Source organism: Tenacibaculum adriaticum, assembly GCF_008124875.1.
Taxonomy (GTDB): domain Bacteria; phylum Bacteroidota; class Bacteroidia; order Flavobacteriales; family Flavobacteriaceae; genus Polaribacter; species Polaribacter adriaticus.
This window is the reverse complement of sequence record NZ_VNIA01000002.1, coordinates 619,839-638,778: the sequence shown is the minus strand read 5'-3', so window position 1 is coordinate 638,778 and position 18,940 is coordinate 619,839. Positions and strand designations below refer to the sequence as shown.

The window sequence follows — 18,940 nt, the reverse complement described above, 5'->3', positions numbered from 1 at the left end:
ATTGCCACGTCGCTGCGCTTCTCGCAATGACAACTATTATTAATTTTTATGAATTTTCAACAATCTCTCGTTCTTCTTGTGTTAAGCTATATAAATCGTACACCATAGTGTCAATTGTTTTTTCTGTTTGAGTAATTTGGGTTTGTAACTCTTGGGCTTTTTTCTTGTTATCCTCGAAGAGTTCTAACCACTCAAACTCGTCTTTTTTGGTAAGCGGTGTGCCACCTGCTTTTTTAATGGCTTTGTTGAGTTCTTTTATAAAGTCTGCAAAGTCTAATTCGTGCCAGTTATCGAGTTTGCGTGTTAGTTTTTCTAAACTAAATTGTGATGATATGTAGTTCTGAAACCTTGATGCTAAAATTTGAAAGTCATTTACAAGTTCAATTACGGTATTAGCTTTACTTTCTAATGCAGACTCATTTTTAATTTCTGGAATTGGAATTTGTTCAAAGTATTGCGGTTTTACCTCAATATAACCACCACTTCTTACAACACAAATAGATTTAAGAAACTCCCAAACTATTTTGGAATTTAGAACACACAATAATGCTTTACTGTTAACAGGAAGAAAGACTGCTGGTGCATTAACAAATGTTCCTATTGAATCAAAACAGAATTTATTAGTGTTTTGAAGATTGGGGAAAATTATTTTTGGTTTCTCAAATAAATCATAATAAGCACAATTTCTTAATTCCCACCAATAATCACCTTGGTCATAACGTTTTATTGCTCTTTCTTTAAAAGACAACAAATGATTGAAAATTTGAGGAAAATCTTTTATTAAACTTTCAAGTTTTTCAGTCTCTGAAGATTGATTAGCATAAACTTCATTAGTCCATTTACTTTTAAACAAAATTAGCTTTTGCTCTACCTTTTGAACATTCCATTTTTTTATTTCCTTTCCTTCTAAAATTGGCTTTATATGTTCTGAAAATGACCAATTATTATCAATTATAAAAGCATCATTTAAGGCAGTTTTAACACCATAATAACATTTTCCATATTTGTCTCTTAAATTAGTATGTTGTAAAATTTTGTTGAAAATATTAGCCATTCCAACTGATAAAAATGACCAAGACTTTGAATTTAAAGAAGATTGTAAAACTTGTATTTCATTTTCATTATCAATATCAATTACTCTACTTTGAGCAATTTTGGGAATTTTAATGTATTTAAAATTGCAATCCTTTCCTACTCCGTTTTCCAGAATAATTATAACAGGATATGTGGTCGCTCCTTCAAATATTTGTACTTCTGTAAAGTCAATATATTCTTTTAGGCTTGTTTTATTGGTTAAATATTCTCTTAATACTTTCCCAGCTGTTGTTTTATCAAAGGTATTTGATATGTAACCCATTAATCCATTGTCATTAATGATTTTTGAACCTAACTCATAGAAATAAGCAAATAAATCACTTGCTGAATGGTAAACTGAATAATTCTTTTCAAAATAGCCTAAATAGTTTGTAAGCAATTCTGCTCTCACATAAGGTGGATTTCCAATTATTACATCAAATCCTTGTTTTACATCAGCAGATTGCTTCGTTGTGCCTCCTCGCAATGACGGATTGAATATCTGTGGAAATTCTTGTTGCCAATTAAAGGCTTTATCTCCTGCAACGGTTTTGCTATCAATTAATGAGTTGCCACATTTTATATTGTTGCTTAAATCGTTTAGTTTCCGGCGTGGTTGTGCGGTGCGTAACCATAGCGATAGTTTGGCAATTTCTACAGATTCTTCATTAAGGTCTACGCCATAAATATTGTTTTCTAAAATGGTGTTTTCTATATCGCTTAATATAAGGCCACCACCTAATACTTTTGCTTTTAGCTCATCGATGTAACGGTGTTCTTTAATAAGAAAATCTAACGCTTGGTTTAAAAATGCACCAGAGCCACAAGCTGGGTCGCAAATGGTTATTTGCAGTAACCACGCTCTGTAATTATCTAAAACTTCTAATAGTTGCTTTTTGGTGTTTTGGTGTGTTCCCTTTTTAATCTCGAAATAGGCTTCTTCCTTAAAACCTAATTGGTCTTTTTTCTCTTGGCAAAGTTTACCAACGGTATTTTCTACAATGTATTTGGTAATGTATTTGGGTGTGTAGAACACGCCATCTTTTTTACGCTTACTCTTTTGCTTATCGAACTCGCCACCTTCAATTTCGGCATTAACACTTTCTATTTCGTTAAGTGAGTTTTCAAAAATGTGCCCTAAAATATTGACATCTACCTGACTGCTAAAATCGTATTTAGCGAGTTTATAGGCGTGTTTGTAAAGCAAGTCATCATCAATCTCCAAACTATCTAAAATGGCATCCGGTTTAAACAATCCGCCATTGTAGGCATATATTTCAGCTCTTGATGTTGTGCCTTTTCTACCTTCATCTAAAAAATGAAAATATTGTTTAAAAAGGTTATACAATGGGCGTTCGTCTCCAAAATCGATGTCGGCTTTCCACTTATCTAATATCTGTATGGTTGAATTTGGTGGTAATAGGTCTCTATCTTCGGCAAAGAAAATGAACAGAAAACGGTCTATGAGTTTCTGTGATTTTTTGAATAGGGATAGTTTTACGTTTTTTTCGAGTGCTTTTAGTTCGGTGCTATCGTCTCCATTATGAGATTGCCGCGCTTCGCTCGCAATGACATTTTGTTTTAGGCGTTTGGCATTTCGTTTTACGAGGTCTCTAAAGAGTTCGCGTTTAAATACGGAATAGTCGTTGTAAAACTGTTTGGTAATCTTGTCTTCCTCAACTAAAGACGCTTCTTTAATGGTTAATGGTAGATTGTTGAGAATGTTATCCTTTTGTAAGCACAGGTGCATTAAAGCAAATTCTTCGGGCGCTAACTGAAAGAGATTAAACTCTAAAAACTCGGTAGCATCATTGATGTAAAACCGCAACTTCTCAAAGTTGGATGTGATGACATACACACAACCCTTTTGGTTGGCTTTATAGTCGAATGCCTGTTTACGGATGCTTTCTAAATCTTTGGTGTTGGTTCCCTTTAGCTCAATAACTCCAATAGCTTTGGTTTCCTTTAAAATAGCTCCATCTGCTTTTCCTGCTCCTTTTTGGTTTTTAAACTCGGTAGTAATATTAAAATTAGGCTTTGGATTTAGCGTATAACCCAAGACATTGACAAACAGCTCGTCCAGAAACTTTGCCTGGTATTGCTCTTCTTTAGAGTTTTTAATATTCTCTTGAATGGTAGCATTATGAAAATACTTGGTATATTTTTTATAGGCACGTTCTACTACTGAATTATCTTGTTGCGCCAGATATGTTTTTAATACTGATGTTTGAAATAATGCCATTTAAAGCTACTTTTTTTGGTTGGTTAAGTTCTTAATTTCTTCTTCTACTTTTTTGAGGATTTCCGTACTGTTGGATTCATCTTTAAGCATATTGACAATTTTATCAGCCATCCAAAACTTTAGTAACTCACTTTCACTTTTGTTTAAAGCCTTTGCTAAATCTTCTACTTGTTCCTTTCTGGCAATACGAGTCCCACGTTCAATTTTACTTAATAAGGCGGTATCAATGTTCATTTGAGAGGCAACCTCACGCAGTAATAGTTGCTTTTCTTCCCTTAACTTCCTTATATAATTACCAAATGTCATTTTAGAGATATTTTGACTTGTCAATATTTGTCTAATTTAATAAAAGGAAACAAAAGGAAAGTAAAAAGATATAAACAGTTATTAACAGGTAATGAGGAAGTTGAGGATTTGAGGAAATCCATTTAATCATTTCCTTAAATCCTCGAAATCCTTAACTATGTCTTTGCAGGATTTGAGTAGTTATTGTGTGCTTCTCTGTGTATTAATCCTGCATCAACAAATTTGGTAATATAACCTTCTGCGGTTTTATGTGGTATGCTCTGTTTTGTGGCTAAATCTAAATACTCTTGTCTGCTAAACTGCTTTGGTAAACTTTCTAAAAAGCGTTCCTTTCTATTTAATCGTTTTGTTGCTTTTTGCTCAATAGGTAAGTCGTTAAAAACTTTACTACTGTGTTTTACTAAAATTGAAATTATGGTTAGTGCGTTTTTAAAATCCATATCCTCACATTCTTTAGTTGCGTTTACATCACCATCTTCCATAATACGAAATGCTGTGAATAGCATCATTATCCTAAACGCAATTAAGCCTAAACGCCTTATCGTTGCGATGTACTCTTCGGGTTGTAGGTTGATGTATTTGGTCTGTAAAGATTCAAAAAACGTATTGAATTGCTGTTGTTGGGTTGTAGTTAACCGTATTTCAATCTCTGGATTGTTTTTCAGGGTTTTGTACAGTTCTAAAAACTCGCTACCCAATTGGTTGTAGTAATCGTCTAAACCTACTTTATTGCTATTTTGAAACACGTTTTTCCAAGTTGGTTTGATATTCATATAGTAGAACATAAAGCGACTGAACAAGCCATTTTCGGCATTGGGTATTAAGGTTGCCACTTGTTTTGGTGTCCCTGATAATACTGTTGATAAACACGGTTTCTCAATATCTACATATTCTCTATCGGTTCTACGATAATAGCTTATGGTTTCGTGATGAAAGGCTTTACGAAATCCATCGGAATAATTACCATAATCGCTTTTAAAGGCTTGTGCTAATGTATCTCCTTCGGTTTCAAAAATTAATCCTCTACCATCATTATCAGAAATTAATTGATATACGCCTGTTACACTATTGTTAGCAGGAATAAACAGCATTCGTTCTGGTGGTTTACTCGGTTTTTCCAAGTTTTCATCTTTACCCTTGTTCATATTATAAGTTGCCATTTCTGTATTAAATTGTTGCTTTAGAACTTTGGCTTGCTCACGTTTTAACTTGTGAACAGGTTCTACCAAATTTTTAATTTGATTAAGCCTGCCTTTACCTGCAGATGCAGGTGCAGTTACAAAAAGATATAAATTAGCAAACACCTTACGTTGGTCGTAGATACCAAAGAGTTTAGGAAAGCAGGCACTAAAAGCCGTTAAAGCTCCTAACAACAAAATGTCCTTTTCCTCTTGACTGCTCGCTGGATTTACAACTTGTTGTAAAAACTGCGGTAAGGTATTAAATACCTCATCCGGTATTGTTGGCATTGCTTGGTTGGGTGTATCAACAATAGTTGCAACGTTTGTTGCAACTTCGTTGTTGTACTGTTGTTTGGTCGGTTTGATACCTGATTGATGTGCGTTATGGTAAAAGGTAGCAATAGTAATTCCGTGTCCTTTTGCATTTAAGCATTTGTTGAATTGTTCATCACATTCTTTTGAATCATAGCCCGCATAGTTTTTGCTTATTCGGTGGAAATAATCTCTTCCTGTTTCTCCATATTCTTCAGCTAAAGCAAAACCTAAATCTCTCCAAGTTGCATAGTTTCCTGTTATGTCCAAACCTGATTGCTCGATTGCTGAAATGTAGGATTCAATGTCGTTATCAGCAACAGCAACAACATTAGTTGTTGCCGTGTTGCTTTTTGGTTGAGGTTGCTCTTTAGGAACTTCTAACCAATCTTTTGGGTTAAATATTTTTGTCATAATGCTTGATGTCTTTTATGTAGAAAGGCTGTTGGGTCATATGGTAAAAAACACGCTCTGGAAACGTCTTTACCTGACTGGTCAACCTCAATGTTATAATTGTGTTTAATGTAATTTGCTACTGCTGTGAAATATTCTGAATGTGATACTTCTGAAACATCTATTCTAATAATCCATTTTAAACCATCACCAGATGGTGATATGAATAGCATTTCGGTTTCAAAATATTCATCATTTAAGAGTTGTGTTCTTAACTCTTGTAAATTCTCTAAATGGTCAAAATCAATCGTTAATAGATTAGAATGCTTTAGCAAATTGTTATCACTTCGTTTTTCAAATGTTCCTGAAAGTGTTACGTAATCAAAGCGATTTGCTTTGAATTTACGTGCTTCTTTTACATTGGTAATTGCTCTTAATTCTTCAGTAATCCTTTTGTATTTATCACTTGTGATTAATGCAAATATTTGATGCAGTCGCAATGTTTCCGCAGGAAATACATTACGAACAGGTGCTTTGAAAAAGCTACAGTAAGCATACCAGGTATCGTCTGGTTCGTTTAACCATTCTAACTCGTCATTTTCTTTGATTTCTAAATTCAGATGTACTGCTTCATTTATTTTCTGCAATAAATCAGCTTCATCAATAGTTTTAAAATGATATTTGGCAAATTCAAATACATCACCGTTAAAGGTTTTTAGTTCGGTATCTCTATGGGTTGCAATCACTCCATCAATATGAATCCGTAAAGTTTCTTTTCCACCATTAAATGGGTTACGAGTTATCCCGCAGTCCCTTCCTTTTACGGAAAGGACTGTTGTATCAGGATAATACTGTCTTAACACATAGGCATAAATCTTTAAGCCATAATGTGTTTTGTCTAAAATTGCTTCTCTACTTATTTCCATCTTGCTTGAAATTATGGTTGTAGTAGTTATCTTGAAGCAATTGCTCTATGTCAGCAACTCTATAGTAAAATTTACCTTTTACTTTGCTGTAAGGCAAAGTGCCATTGGTTCTTAAAGTTTGCAACGTACGCTTACTAATATGTAAAGTCTGCAATACATCTTGATTGTCTATCCACGTATCCTTTAATACTTCTGCTCTCGATTGTCGCAACAATTCGATACGTGCTTTTAAGTCCTTGATATCTTGCGAGAGTGCCAAGATTAAATCGATTATTTCAGTCATAACTTCACCGCTCCTTTCTTAATTAGGTAATCGGCAGCTTGCTGTTCGATTTCATCTTGTGAATCAACACGGTTACTTAATAACCATTCTTCTAATTCGACTCTGTTAAAATAAATTTTCTTTCCATTCGGTTTATAATGTGGAATGGTTCCTGTACTTGTAAGTTTGTATAAATGGGATTGTGATAATTCCAAAAACTTACACGCTTCGTTGAAGCTCAATACGTTTTTTACAATAATGTTTCTGTCTAAAACGTGCTGTTCAATAATTTTGAGACGTTCTAATATTTCGTCCATAACTAATAAAATTTTAGTTTATAGTAAATGGACATCTGGCCAAATGTCATTCTTGGTTTTCAAGAACAGGACAAAGGTTCAAAATTGGCTTCTCGATTTTAGTAAGAGTGTAAAACAAGGGTAAGACAACAGTAAGGTTTCTTACTATTCTTACTGTTTTTTATTGCAGTTGTTGGATAATTTTATCTATTTCTTCCTTTTCTTTTGGGTTATGAACTTTGTTTTTGTGAAGATTATTAGCCTTTAATAGCGTACCTGTTTTGGTAACAAATTTTCCAGAACGTTCTATTGCCGTAGGATTGAAATAAATAAAAAATGGTTTAAGTTTTGTTACAAGGTAACTAAACTGTGTCGTCTCGCATTGAAGATAAATTTGCGATTCTGTATTTGTGAAATCTTTTGCTAATAAGAGTTCGTGCAACTGTTCTACAGTTGTACGGTTATCTAACAAATCTATTTTTAGATTTACCAGTTTGAGCACAGTTAGCAAAGTTGAAGTGTCATTACTTTTATATCCGAAAGAAGTCTTTGGTTTTGCTTTCGTTTTTGATGTTTTTTTGGTAGCAACTTTTTTAGTGGTGCTCTTTTCTATCACATTAACATCAAAAGTTTCATCATTAAAGTATTTTTCTGCAATTTCTGAAATAGAAAATGTTGTGTTTTCTGAAAACTGACCGTATTGCTCTTGTAGTTCAGCATACAATCTTATAGCAGACACTTTTAAGTAGTTTATGATATGATTGTCATCATTATTTAAATCTGCTGTTATTCCTCTTTTATTGATATAAGTTGCAATGTCATTTAAGTACTTATCAAATTTATTAAGAAGAATAGTAAAGCTATATTTATTTTCTGATGTAGTTGCATTTTTAGGAAATTCCTTTACAAAAGATGCTACTGTATTTTCTGTTTCATTAAATATTACCTTTTGGTAGTATTCTTTTTTCGCATTTAAAGGCTTTTTAAAGTTTACTTTAAAAACTGCGTTATTGGCTTTTGGATTTAATTTAAAATCAGACAATAGGAATTTAAAATCCTTTTCCTGTCTATTATCTCTATGCAAGCCATTGGTTATAGAAACCAAACTTGAAAATATACTTCCTTTCATTATAAATCCAGTTGAATACGGTTAGCCGCTTCTTTCTTTTTATCGTCAATTACTTTAGCATATATCTGTGTAGTGCGTAATTCTTTATGACCTAATAATTTTGATACTGTATATATGTCTGTACCCAATGTTAATTGTAAGGTAGCGTAGGTATGGCGCGCGCAATGGAAGGTTATATTTTTAGTAATACCTGCTTTCATCATCCATTGTTGTAGCTTTAAGTTAGACCAGGCACTATAATGTAAGCCATCAAACACTTTATCATCTGGATTACCTTTTTCTCCTAATAGATTTCTTGCTTGGTCTGATATTGGTAAGGTTTCAACACCTTTAGTTTTCTTTTGTCTAAACCTGATATAATATCCCATTTCTTTAGAGTGCTGGATTTCTGACCATATTAGTTTTTCAATATCTGACCAACGTAATCCGGTTAAAGCTGAAAAAATAAAAGCATTCTTTAAAATAGGCAGTTCACATTCTGTATTAACTACTTTTTGTAATTCATCAAGCGTTAAAAATTCTCGTTGAGGTTCGCCTTGTTTGAAGTATTCAACACCATTTGCAGGATTTACTTTTAAAATACCATCCTTGACCGCCTGTTTTAATGCTGCTGAAAATTTTCCGAAATATGAATATTTTGAATTTTGAGACAGTTTTTTACCTGCTCTACTTATTGCATCTTTATCTAAATACTCTTTGAAACGCTCAACAAATGATTTGTCTATGTCTTGAAAACTAACATCAGTTGGACAAAACTTTTTTAAATGTTTTAGCATACTATTCCAATTTCCATAGTTGCCAGAGCTTGTATTTTTCTTTTCTGCTAAAGCTGTGATGTAAGTAATAAAACTGCCTTTTAGCTTTTCAATATCTTGAAAGCCATAAATACCGTTTTGAATTTCAATCTGTCGTTGTGCACAAATAGTTTCTGCAAGTTGCTTCGTTTTCCTATTTACCTCTCTTTCCGTTTTGGTTTTAGGATTTGGTGTAAGGTATAAGCGTAAGTATTCGGTTTTACGTTTACCTTTATGATAGTAATCTAAATACAGGCTTATTTTGTCGTTCTTCTTGCGTTGTCTTAATGTTACTTTCATAATGGAATTAATTAAAGAGGTTTTCTATTTGCCATCTGGCCACAATACGCTTTCTACCAAAAGGAACTGCTTTTAAACGTCCTTGTTGAATCATTCTTTGAATGGTCCATCTACTCACACCAATAAGTTGTGAGGCTTCTGTAACGCTTAAAAAATCTTTGTTATTTACAGCATTAGGATTGTGAACTTCAACAACTTGTTTTTGCTGTTGCATATCTTCAGTAAGAGTAGCTTGGATTTTTTCTTGACGCTTGCGAGCCTTATATGCCCTTTTTGCACAAGTATCACCACAGTATTTAGTAACTGTTGTGCGTGCTGTAAACGCATTACCGCAATGCTTACAAGTTTTAGGAATGAATAAATTACTGCTCATAAATGGTGCTTTATGTAGCGTAATGGTGCAGCGTGGTGCGTTATGGTGCATCATTTCGCCTTTATTTTCGCCAACAGATTTGGGCAACAAATCCGTATTTAAGGCAACAGATATACAACAAATTTAATCAAAAAAGAGCAATAAAGCAACAAATAAAAGAAGATAAAAACCTATAAAAACAACAATAACAAGTGATTAACAAATAAAAGAAAGTAAGTTACTTCCCGATACAAAAATTAGAAAAAATATTTCCTAAAATATCTTGATCCACATCAAATTCTCCAGTAATATTACCAAGATGGCGTAAGCATTCACGAATATCTATCGCAAATAAATCGGAAGAAATACCTAGCTCAATTCCGTTTTGTACCGATTGAATACTTTTTAAAGCATTATTTAATGCCTCAAAATGGCGTGAGTTGGTTACAATCGTTTCGTTGTTGCTTAGAGCACCTGTGTTTACTAAGGAAGTTAATTCGTGTTTTAATTTGTCAATTCCTGTTTTCTGTTTAGCTGAAAGTAGAATTAAGTTTTCAATTTCTGACTGTAAAATAGCAGAATCGTGACAAGATAAAGTATCAATTTTATTAGCAATAACCAATAGTCTTTTGTTAGGAAAACGTTCTTTTATAATTTCAATTTCTTGTAAAAACTCTTCTTTGGAATGAGAAAATTTATTAGAATCAATTAAGAAAATAATTAATTGAGCGTTTTCTGCTTTTTCGTATGTTTTTCTAATTCCTATATTTTCTACAACATCTTCCGTTTCACGAATTCCAGCAGTATCAATAAAACGAAAAGCTACGCCATCAATAATAATTTCATCTTCAATAGCATCACGTGTCGTTCCTGCAATATCAGAAACAATCGCTTTTTCCTCGTTTAAAAGCGTATTTAATAAAGTAGATTTCCCCACATTTGGTTCACCAATAATAGCAACCGGAATCCCATTTTTCATAGCATTTCCAAAGGCGAAACTATCAATCAATCGTTTTAAAACCGAAGTGATTTTTTCAACAAGCTCTTTAAACTTTGTTCTGTCGGCAAACTCAACATCTTCACCAGAAAAATCTAATTCTAATTCAATTAACGAAGCAAAATCAAGTAATTGTTGGCGTAGTGCAGACAATTCATTGGTAATGCCACCACGCATTTGCTGAATTGCCATTTGATGCGATGCTTCAGAATTTGAAGCGATAACATCAGCAACAGCTTCTGCCTGACTCAAATCCATTTTTCCGTTTAAAAATGCACGCATGGTAAACTCTCCATTATCTGCCATTCTACAATCATTTTTTAAAAATAATTGAATAATTTCTTGTTGGATAAATACGGAACCGTGACATGATATTTCAACAACATTTTCTCCAGTATAAGAGTGTGGATCTTTAAAAATAGAGACTAAAACTTCATCTAAAATCTTTTCATTTTCAACAATATGTCCTAAATGAATGGTGTGAGATTTTTGACTTATAAGAGTTTTATTTTTTCTAATAGATTTAAAAAAAAGATCAACTAAGTTGATGGCATTTTTACCAGAAAGTCTAATCACAGAAATGGCTCCAACACCAGAAGGTGTTGCGAGTGCTATAATAGTATCGTTTACGTTTGTTTGCAAGCTTAATTTTTTTACAAATATACTATAGTTCGTTTAGTAAAACACAGATAATATGTAACAAAACGACGATTTTATCGTCTCATAATAAACAACTAATTACTAAAAAAAGCAAAATGAAAAAAAATAAAGAATTAATCGTTTTAACACATTTAAGTCAGTTATTAGACTTTGTAACGGGTATTGGAGGATTTATAGTTCCGTTGATTATATGGGCAGTTAAAAAAGATGAAATTATAGATATGGACAAACACGGAAAGGCAATTTTAAATTTTAGAATTACTATGTTTTTATATTTTTTAATATGTATTCCGTTAGTTATTTTCTTCGGACTAGGATTATTAGGTTTTATAATTATCGGAATTTTTTATGCTATTTTTCCGATTATAAACGCGATAAAAGCTAATAATGATGAAGAACCAAATTATCCGTTTAGTATAAAATTTTTATAAAATGAAGGCTATAATTATTTGAATAGAAAAACGCTCATAAAGAGCGTTTTTTTATGTTCACAAAACATGTATTTATTTTTTGATGAAAATATTAGTATAATACCACGTATTTGATTTGTTTTTCTTTGCAGTAATATTAAAGTGTGTATAATCTCCTTCTATATTTTCTTTATGACCTTGACTGTTAAGCCATCCATTAACCACACTGTTTGCAGAATTATTACCTTTTGCTACATTTTCACCAATACCTATTAAATTAATTTTTGCTTTTAAGTAATTACTCCTGTCATTAAAATTATCATGCGATATTTCGTCTTTTGCAATCATATAGTTAGTATGTTCTTTGGTCTGAGATTTAATAATATCAAGTTCAATTAATTTATTGAGGCCAATACTAACTCTATGTTCATTTAAAAGAAGTAGTATTTCAGATTCCATTAATCTCTCTTCAGAAGTTATAATGTCTGTGTCATCTGAAGATGAACAAGAATTAAATAAAACAAGTAGAGTAGATAAAGTAATTTTTAAAAGCAACGATTTCATTTTTATAAGTTTAGGGATTAAATTTTATATAGCTTGTTTAATAAAATCTTCATATTCGTAAAAGAAAAGTTCAAATTGCGGCATGGTTTCTATAAAGAATTCATAACAATCTCGCCATGTGTTTTTATTGTAGATACTGAATTTCTTATCGTAAGGAACATAAATTCTTCGGATGATTTTTCTATTTTCTAGTTCAAAATTATCATCATAAATAACTTCAGGTAAATATTCGGTTTCTACTATTTTTTTTAGTGAAACCATTTGATCGTATAGCAACTCATTTGCGATTTCTTCTGGATGTTCAAAATCCAAACAAACAAAAGCTTTTTTACGGTCTGCCTGAAATTTAAAAGCGAAACCTTTTATTTTGGTGTTGTACAACAACCATTTTCTCGGAAACGATTTTCCGAAGCTCATCCAAAATTCTTTTCGTAATTGAGCAGATTCTTCTTTTGAAAACATTATCCGTGAACTTTAGCTAAGTTTCCTCGGTTTTTCATTATTTCGGCTTCATAAGCTAATAAATCATTCCACTTTTTATCTACAATTTCTCTATTCATATACTTACGAGCATATCCTAAAAATAAGGTGTAATGATTGGCTTCTGAAATCATTAAATCGCGATAAAATTCACACAATTCTTCGTCTTTCATGTTTTCAGCAAATACTTTAAAACGTTCACAACTCCGAGCTTCAATTAAAGCAGCAACCAATAATCGCTGAATCAAAGCCTCGGTACGGTCATGTGTCTTCGTAAAAAACTTTTGCAATTTTAAAGCGTAGTCGTTTTTAGTCGCTTGTCCTAAAATCATACCACGTTTTATCATTAATTCGTGTACCATTTTAAAATGTTCCATTTCTTCAATGGCAATATCCATCATATCTCTTACTAATTCAGTTTCTTCAGAATAGTTTATGGTGATAGACATTGCGTTTGCAGCTGCTTTTTGCTCTGCAAAAGCATGATCTATTAAGAGTTGTTCTAATCCGTTTTTAGCAACATCTACCCACGAAGTTTCTGTTTCAAATTGTAATCCCAGCATAGTTTGTATTTGAGAGTGCTAAAGTAAAAAAGAATCTCCTTTTTTAGGTTAATTTACTAAAATAGTTAACTTTGAATGACTACAAACTGTAATGAAAAAGACCTATTTTTAGCATGAAAAACTTCTTACAACTACTTATTATTTCAATATTTTTTATAGGATTCAATTCTTGTAAAAAATCACCAACAGCAGAAAGTGATGTAAACGAATATCAAGAATACGTTTCCGTATTTCCAGAAAAATTGATTTCAGTAACACCCAATTTCAAATTTTCTCTAAATAAACTTGTGGACGTTTCTTCGGTTTCTAATGATGTTATTTCTATAAAACCACAGGTAAAAGGAACGGTAACATTAATAGACAATGTTATTTCTTTTGTTCCGACAGAGGTGTTAGACGCAGATAAAGAATACGCGGTAACACTTCATTTGTCTAAACTATATAACAAAATAGAAGATGATTTAAAAGACTTTATTATAAAAGTAAAAACTAAAGAGTTATTATATACGGTTTCTTTAGGAGCACCACAAGTATATGATAAAAACTGGAATTATATAGAAGGATATATAAACGCAAGCGATGTTATAGAAACCTCGAAATTAGCTTCTTTATTAAAAGCTTCGTATGATGGGAAAAGTGTTGCTGTAAAATTTGATGCTACTGGAAAGTTTACATCTAGAGTTCAATTTAAAATTGATAGTTTACAACGTTTCGATGATGATAAAACGTTAAAAGTTAACTGGACTGGTAAATTAATCGGGTCAACATCCGAAGGAGATAGAGAAATTGATATTATAGGAAGAAGTAACTTTAAAGTATTAGATGTTTCCATGGTTGAAGGAATTAATCAGCAAATAGAAATCAGTTTTTCAGATCCAATAAAGAAAGGACAAGATTTAAAAGGATTGATTCGTTTTGTAAATACTTCTAAGAAAAATTTTACTTATAAAATCAATAATAATATTGTAACGGTATATCCAGCTTCTTCATTTAAAAATAAGGTTGACCTTGAAGTTTTTAAAGGAATTAAAAATGAAGAAGGTTATTCATTAAAAGAAGATTTTACACGCTCGTTGTATTTTGAACAGTTAAAACCAACAGTGAGTTTTATTAAAAGTGGATCTATACTCCCAAACTCTAAAAATTTAAAAATCAATTTTAATGCGGTTAATTTACGTGCAGTAGATGTTACACTTTACAAAATATATAAAGATAATATTTTACAGTTTTTACAGCAAAACAATTTGAGTAATCAAGGTGATTTACGTTATGTAGGGCGACCAGTTTCGAAACACACTATCAATTTATCAAATCAAGGATTAGAGTTAGATAAACTCAATGCTTTTGCTATTGATTTAGCTGATTTGGTTTCGGTGGAAGAAGGAGCAATGTACCGTGTTGAGTTATCATACCATAAAGATTATTCTAATTATACCTGTAACGGAACAAAACCAGATAACACGATTATTTACGGAAAGAAAGAAGTAAACAATAAGCTGTATAATACTTCTCACGGTGGTTATTACTACGATGATTATTATGAGGATTATCGTTGGAATGAAAGAGAAGATCCGTGTACAAATTCATATTTTTATAATAAAAAAATTAGCACAAATATTCTAGGGACAAACTTAGGTGCTATTGTTAAAAGAGGTAGTAACAACAGCATGTTTGTAGCTGTTACCGATATTTTAACTACCCAACCTGTAAACGGCGTTAAAGTAAGTTTATACAATTTACAGCAACAAGAAATTACATCGGCAATAACAAATAAAGAAGGAGTCGCAAACTTTACAGACGATTCAAATGCATTTTTTGCAGTTGTTTCTAAAGGAAACAATACGACTTACGTAAAGTTAGATGATGGAAACGCACTTTCGATGAGTAAGTTTGATGTATCGGGAACAAAACTTGAAAAAGGGATTAAAGGATATATCTACGGAGAACGTGGCGTTTGGCGACCAGGGGATCAGCTGTTTTTAACCTTTGTGTTGAATGACAATGCGAATCCGATTCCAGAAAAACATCCTATAAAATTTGAGTTAATCAATCCGCAAGGAAAAATTATTGATCGAAATATTCAATTTAAAAACGCAAACAACATGTATGCGTACACTCCAAAAACAAATGATGATGCACTTACAGGAAATTGGAAATTACGTGTTACAGTTGGTGGAGCAACTTTTAACAAAACACTTAAAATTGAAACAATTAAGCCGAATCGATTAAAAATTAAGCTTACAACAGATCAAGAAGTTATAAAATCTAATACTCCAATTGCTGGAGATGTAGAAGTGAAATGGTTACATGGAGCAATTGCTAGAGGGTTAAAGTTAGATATTAATGGGAAATTCAGACAAACAAAAACAGCGTTTTCTAAATTTTCGAATTATAATTTTGATGATGTTACTCGTAGCTTCGGTACAGAAGAGTTTAAAGTATTACAAGGAAATTTAAACAACGATGGTAAAGCTAATTTCTCGGTGCAACCAAAGTTAGACACAAAAGCACCGGGAATGCTAAAAGCATCGTTTATTACGAAAGTATATGAAAATGGAGGTGATTTTAGTACCGATATGTTTTCAAAAAATGTATCACCATATAGCGTTTATGTTGGTTTAAATACTGCGGAAGAAAAGGAATCTAAAAACTATTTATTTACGAATGAAAATTACGGATTTAATGTGGCTGCCGTTAATGAAAATGGAGTAGGAGTCGCTTCAAATTTAGAAGTGAAAGTGTACAAAATGTCATGGCGTTGGTGGTGGAGTAATTCTGATAACGGAATTTCAAGTTACGACGGAACACGCTATCACGAGCCTTATAAAACGCTAAAAGTTAAAACAGGAGCAAACGGAAAAGGAAAGTTCGATTTAAAGATTGATGAAAACGATTGGGGACGCTATTTAATTAAAGTAACTAATAATCAAAGTAAACATTCAACGGCAAATATTGTGTATTTCGATTGGCCTTCTTGGTATGGTAGAAAGAAAAATAATGCCGATAAATCTAACGCCACAATGTTGGTTTTTACTACAGATAAAGAAGATTATCAAGTAAATGAAAAAGCACAGGTTAAATTCCCTTCTTCAGCAGGAGGAAGAGCTTTAATTACCATTGAAAACGGTACAGAGGTCTTAGATAATTTTTGGGTGGAAACGACAGATAAACAAACTGTTTTTAACTTTACAATTTTGGCAAATTATACACCCAACGTATTTGTAAATATTTCGTTGTTGCAAAAGCACAGTCAAACCGAAAATGATTTACCGATAAGAATGTATGGTTCTGTTCCGATTTTAGTGAATGATCCGAATACAAAGTTAGCGCCAGAAATTCAATTAGCAGATGAGTTAAAACCAGAAACGACGGCAACGATTCGCGTAAAAGAGAAGAATGGAAAGCCAATGAGTTATACCATTGCATTGGTAGATGAAGGTTTGTTGGATTTAACACGCTTTAAAACTCCAAATCCGTGGAACGTATTTTACGCACGTCAATCTTTAGGAGTAAAAACTTGGGATATTTTTGATGAAGTTATTGGTGCGTACGGCGGAAAAATCAATCAGATTTTAAGTATCGGTGGAGATGAAGCCGAAGCAGGAAGTAAAAACAAAAAAGCGAATAGATTTAAACCGATGGTTACGTATTTAGGCCCATTTGATTTAAAAATGGGACAAACAGAAGAGCATCAAATTAAAATACCGAAATATATAGGTTCTGTAAAAGCAATGGTGGTGGCAACGAATGCCGAAAAAGAAGCGTATGGAAGCGATGAAAAAACGGCTTTTATTCGTAAACCTGTTATGATCTTAGCATCCTTACCGCGTAAAATTACACCACAAGAAACAGTTACTTTACCTGTTACGGTTTTTGCCATGAAACCAAATATTAAGAATGTAAAAGTAAGTTTACAACCTAACGAATCGTATACAATTGTGGGTGATAAAACTCAAACAGTTTCTTTTGATCAGCCAGATGAAAAAATGGCCTATTTTCAATTGAAAATAAATGATTTTAAAGGAATTGGTAAAATTGATATTGATGCAAGTTCAGGAGCTGAAAAAGCTTCGTATTCGGTTGAGATAGATGTTGTAAATCCGAATCCTGTAACTACTGAGGTAAAGGATTTAGTATTGAAATCTAACGAGAATAGTGAAATTAGTTTTACTAGTTTTGGTACAGCTGGTACAAATTCCGCAAGTATAGAATTATCAACTTTACCGCCGATGAACTTTACAAAGCGTTTGCAATATTTAATTCAATATCCTCACGGATGTGTAGAGCAAACTACGTCGAGTGCATTTCCGCAGTTGTATTTACCAGAGATTTTTGATTTACCGCAAGAAAAATCAAGATCAATAGAAAGAAATATCAAAGCAACGATTCAACGATTGTCAGATTTTCAATTATCAAACGGAGGATTAGCGTATTGGCAAGGTGGAAACTATGTGAGTAATTGGGGAACTTCGTATGCAGGACATTTTATGATCGAGGCTGCTAAAAAAGGATACGCTTTACCGATCGGATTTAAAGACAAATGGGTGTCATATCAAAAACAAACGGCTCGAAATTGGCGACAAAATTCGCGTTATGATGACGATGCATTATCACAAGCTTATCGATTGTATACCTTGAGTTTAGCAAATAGCCCAGATTTAGCATCGATGAATCGATTACGAGAAACGAACGGAATTTCTAATGATGCCAAAATGCGTTTGGCAAGTGCGTATGCCTTAATTGGTAAGCAATCTATTGCAAAATCAATTTTAAACACCTTGTCTGCTTCAAATTACACACGTAGGTATTATTCAGGTTATGGATCAGAAACACGTAATAAGGCGATGGCGTTAGAAACGTATACCTTGTTAAAAGATGATGCACAGGCTATTAAATTAGCAAAAGAAGTTGCTGATAAATTATCGAGTAACGATTGGATGAGTACACAAACCACAGCGTATAGTTTGTTGGCAATGTCTCAATTCGCTATGCAGAATGGAGAAAATTCAGGAATTCAATCCAATTATTCTTTTAATGCTGTTGCTAAAAATGCAAACACCTCAAAATCGTTGTATGTAAATGATTTAACGGATGTTAAAAAGGAGAATACCTTAAAAATAGCCAATAAAAGTAACGGAGTTTTATATGTTCGTGTATTTAACAAAGGAATTTTACCTGTTGGAGAAGAGAAAGTATTTCAAAAGAATATTGAAGCCAAAGTAGTGTATAAAACGAAAGAAGGAATTGTTTTGGAACCAGATAATTTAAGTCAAGGAACCAATTTTATTGCAGAAGTAATCATTAGAAATTCGACGAATAATAAAGTTGACAATGTTGCGTTAACGGAGTTTATTCCATCGGGTTGGGAAATTGTAAATACTCGTTTTACAGATTTTGGAAGTAGTACAGCATCAACGAATGTTGATTTTACCGATATTCGAGATGCAAGTATTAGTAATTATTTTACGTTGAAGGTTTATGAAACAAAAACTTTTAGAGTGTTATTAAACGCCTCGTATTTAGGAGAGTATTATTTACCAGGAGTTCAAGTAGAAGCAATGTACGACAATGATTACGTAGCACGTACTAAAGGAAGATGGGTTAAAGTGGTGAAGTAATATCAAACTATTTTAGAAATAGATAATGAAAGTAAATTTTTCGTCATTACGAAGGAGTATAGGACTGAAGTAATCTTTTAA

15 protein-coding genes are annotated in these 18,940 nt (G+C 32.5%); 2 read left to right on the top strand and 13 right to left on the bottom strand.

The annotated features are described in order from the left end of the window. Positions 1 to 46: 46 nt before the first annotated feature. From C7447_RS08315 to mnmE, 10 genes are all read right to left on the bottom strand, one after another. Entirely contained in the window at positions 47 to 3,316 is a 3,270-nt protein-coding gene (locus C7447_RS08315; RefSeq protein WP_148870042.1) for an Eco57I restriction-modification methylase domain-containing protein, read from the bottom strand. Positions 3,317 to 3,322: 6 nt separating this feature from the next. Continuing rightward, on the bottom strand, positions 3,323 to 3,622 hold the full coding sequence (locus tag C7447_RS08310) for a helix-turn-helix domain-containing protein (RefSeq protein WP_105473069.1): 300 nt from the start codon (positions 3,620 to 3,622) through the stop codon (positions 3,323 to 3,325). Between the two features lie 155 nt (positions 3,623 to 3,777). Continuing rightward, positions 3,778 to 5,529, bottom strand: a complete 1,752-nt coding sequence (locus tag C7447_RS08305; protein ID WP_148870041.1) for a DUF3987 domain-containing protein — start codon at positions 5,527 to 5,529, stop codon at positions 3,778 to 3,780. Beyond that, positions 5,526 to 6,434, bottom strand: coding sequence for a BT4734/BF3469 family protein (locus C7447_RS08300; protein WP_147130649.1), 909 nt, complete (start codon positions 6,432 to 6,434; stop codon positions 5,526 to 5,528). The genes C7447_RS08305 and C7447_RS08300 overlap by 4 nt, the downstream gene beginning before the upstream one ends. Further along, positions 6,421 to 6,693: a helix-turn-helix domain-containing protein gene (locus C7447_RS08295; RefSeq protein WP_223878837.1), complete on the bottom strand. Its 273-nt coding sequence runs from the start codon at positions 6,691 to 6,693 to the stop codon at positions 6,421 to 6,423. Before C7447_RS08295 ends, C7447_RS08300 begins: the two co-directional genes overlap by 14 nt. Before the next feature lie 20 nt (positions 6,694 to 6,713). After that, positions 6,714 to 7,013 (bottom strand): helix-turn-helix domain-containing protein, encoded by a 300-nt coding sequence (locus C7447_RS08290; protein ID WP_036122936.1) that lies wholly within the window; start codon positions 7,011 to 7,013, stop codon positions 6,714 to 6,716. Between the two features lie 160 nt (positions 7,014 to 7,173). Continuing rightward, complete coding sequence (locus C7447_RS08285; protein ID WP_148870040.1) at positions 7,174 to 8,121, bottom strand: DUF6617 family protein; 948 nt, start codon at positions 8,119 to 8,121, stop codon at positions 7,174 to 7,176. Further along, on the bottom strand, positions 8,121 to 9,215 hold the full coding sequence (locus C7447_RS08280) for a site-specific integrase (protein WP_036122932.1): 1,095 nt from the start codon (positions 9,213 to 9,215) through the stop codon (positions 8,121 to 8,123). The genes C7447_RS08285 and C7447_RS08280 overlap by 1 nt, the downstream gene beginning before the upstream one ends. A gap of 7 nt (positions 9,216 to 9,222) precedes the next feature. After that, entirely contained in the window at positions 9,223 to 9,675 is a 453-nt protein-coding gene (locus C7447_RS08275; protein WP_246143043.1) for a helix-turn-helix domain-containing protein, read from the bottom strand. 130 nt (positions 9,676 to 9,805) lie between these two features. Continuing rightward, a complete protein-coding gene (gene mnmE, locus C7447_RS08270; protein ID WP_148870039.1) occupies positions 9,806 to 11,206 on the bottom strand; it encodes a tRNA uridine-5-carboxymethylaminomethyl(34) synthesis GTPase MnmE in 1,401 nt (466 codons plus the stop codon). Between the two features lie 113 nt (positions 11,207 to 11,319). Between mnmE and C7447_RS08265 the strand changes: the two genes are divergently transcribed. After that, complete coding sequence (locus C7447_RS08265; RefSeq protein ID WP_148870038.1) at positions 11,320 to 11,655, top strand: DUF4870 domain-containing protein; 336 nt, start codon at positions 11,320 to 11,322, stop codon at positions 11,653 to 11,655. Between the two features lie 72 nt (positions 11,656 to 11,727). Here C7447_RS08265 and C7447_RS08260 read toward each other — a convergent pair whose 3' ends face one another. Genes C7447_RS08260 through miaE form a run of 3 tightly spaced genes read right to left on the bottom strand, consistent with a single transcriptional unit; the run spans position 11,728 to position 13,241 of the window. After that, on the bottom strand, positions 11,728 to 12,198 hold the full coding sequence (locus tag C7447_RS08260) for a CAP domain-containing protein (protein WP_148870037.1): 471 nt from the start codon (positions 12,196 to 12,198) through the stop codon (positions 11,728 to 11,730). Between the two features lie 24 nt (positions 12,199 to 12,222). Then, positions 12,223 to 12,660, bottom strand: coding sequence for a DUF4268 domain-containing protein (locus C7447_RS08255; protein ID WP_148870036.1), 438 nt, complete (start codon positions 12,658 to 12,660; stop codon positions 12,223 to 12,225). Next, on the bottom strand, positions 12,660 to 13,241 hold the full coding sequence (gene miaE, locus C7447_RS08250) for a tRNA-(ms[2]io[6]A)-hydroxylase (protein WP_148870035.1): 582 nt from the start codon (positions 13,239 to 13,241) through the stop codon (positions 12,660 to 12,662). The genes C7447_RS08255 and miaE overlap by 1 nt, the downstream gene beginning before the upstream one ends. A gap of 113 nt (positions 13,242 to 13,354) precedes the next feature. Here miaE and C7447_RS08245 point away from each other — a divergent pair, with 113 nt between their 5' ends. Then, on the top strand, positions 13,355 to 18,859 hold the full coding sequence (locus C7447_RS08245) for an alpha-2-macroglobulin family protein (protein ID WP_148870034.1): 5,505 nt from the start codon (positions 13,355 to 13,357) through the stop codon (positions 18,857 to 18,859). The last annotated feature ends 81 nt before the right edge of the window (positions 18,860 to 18,940 follow it).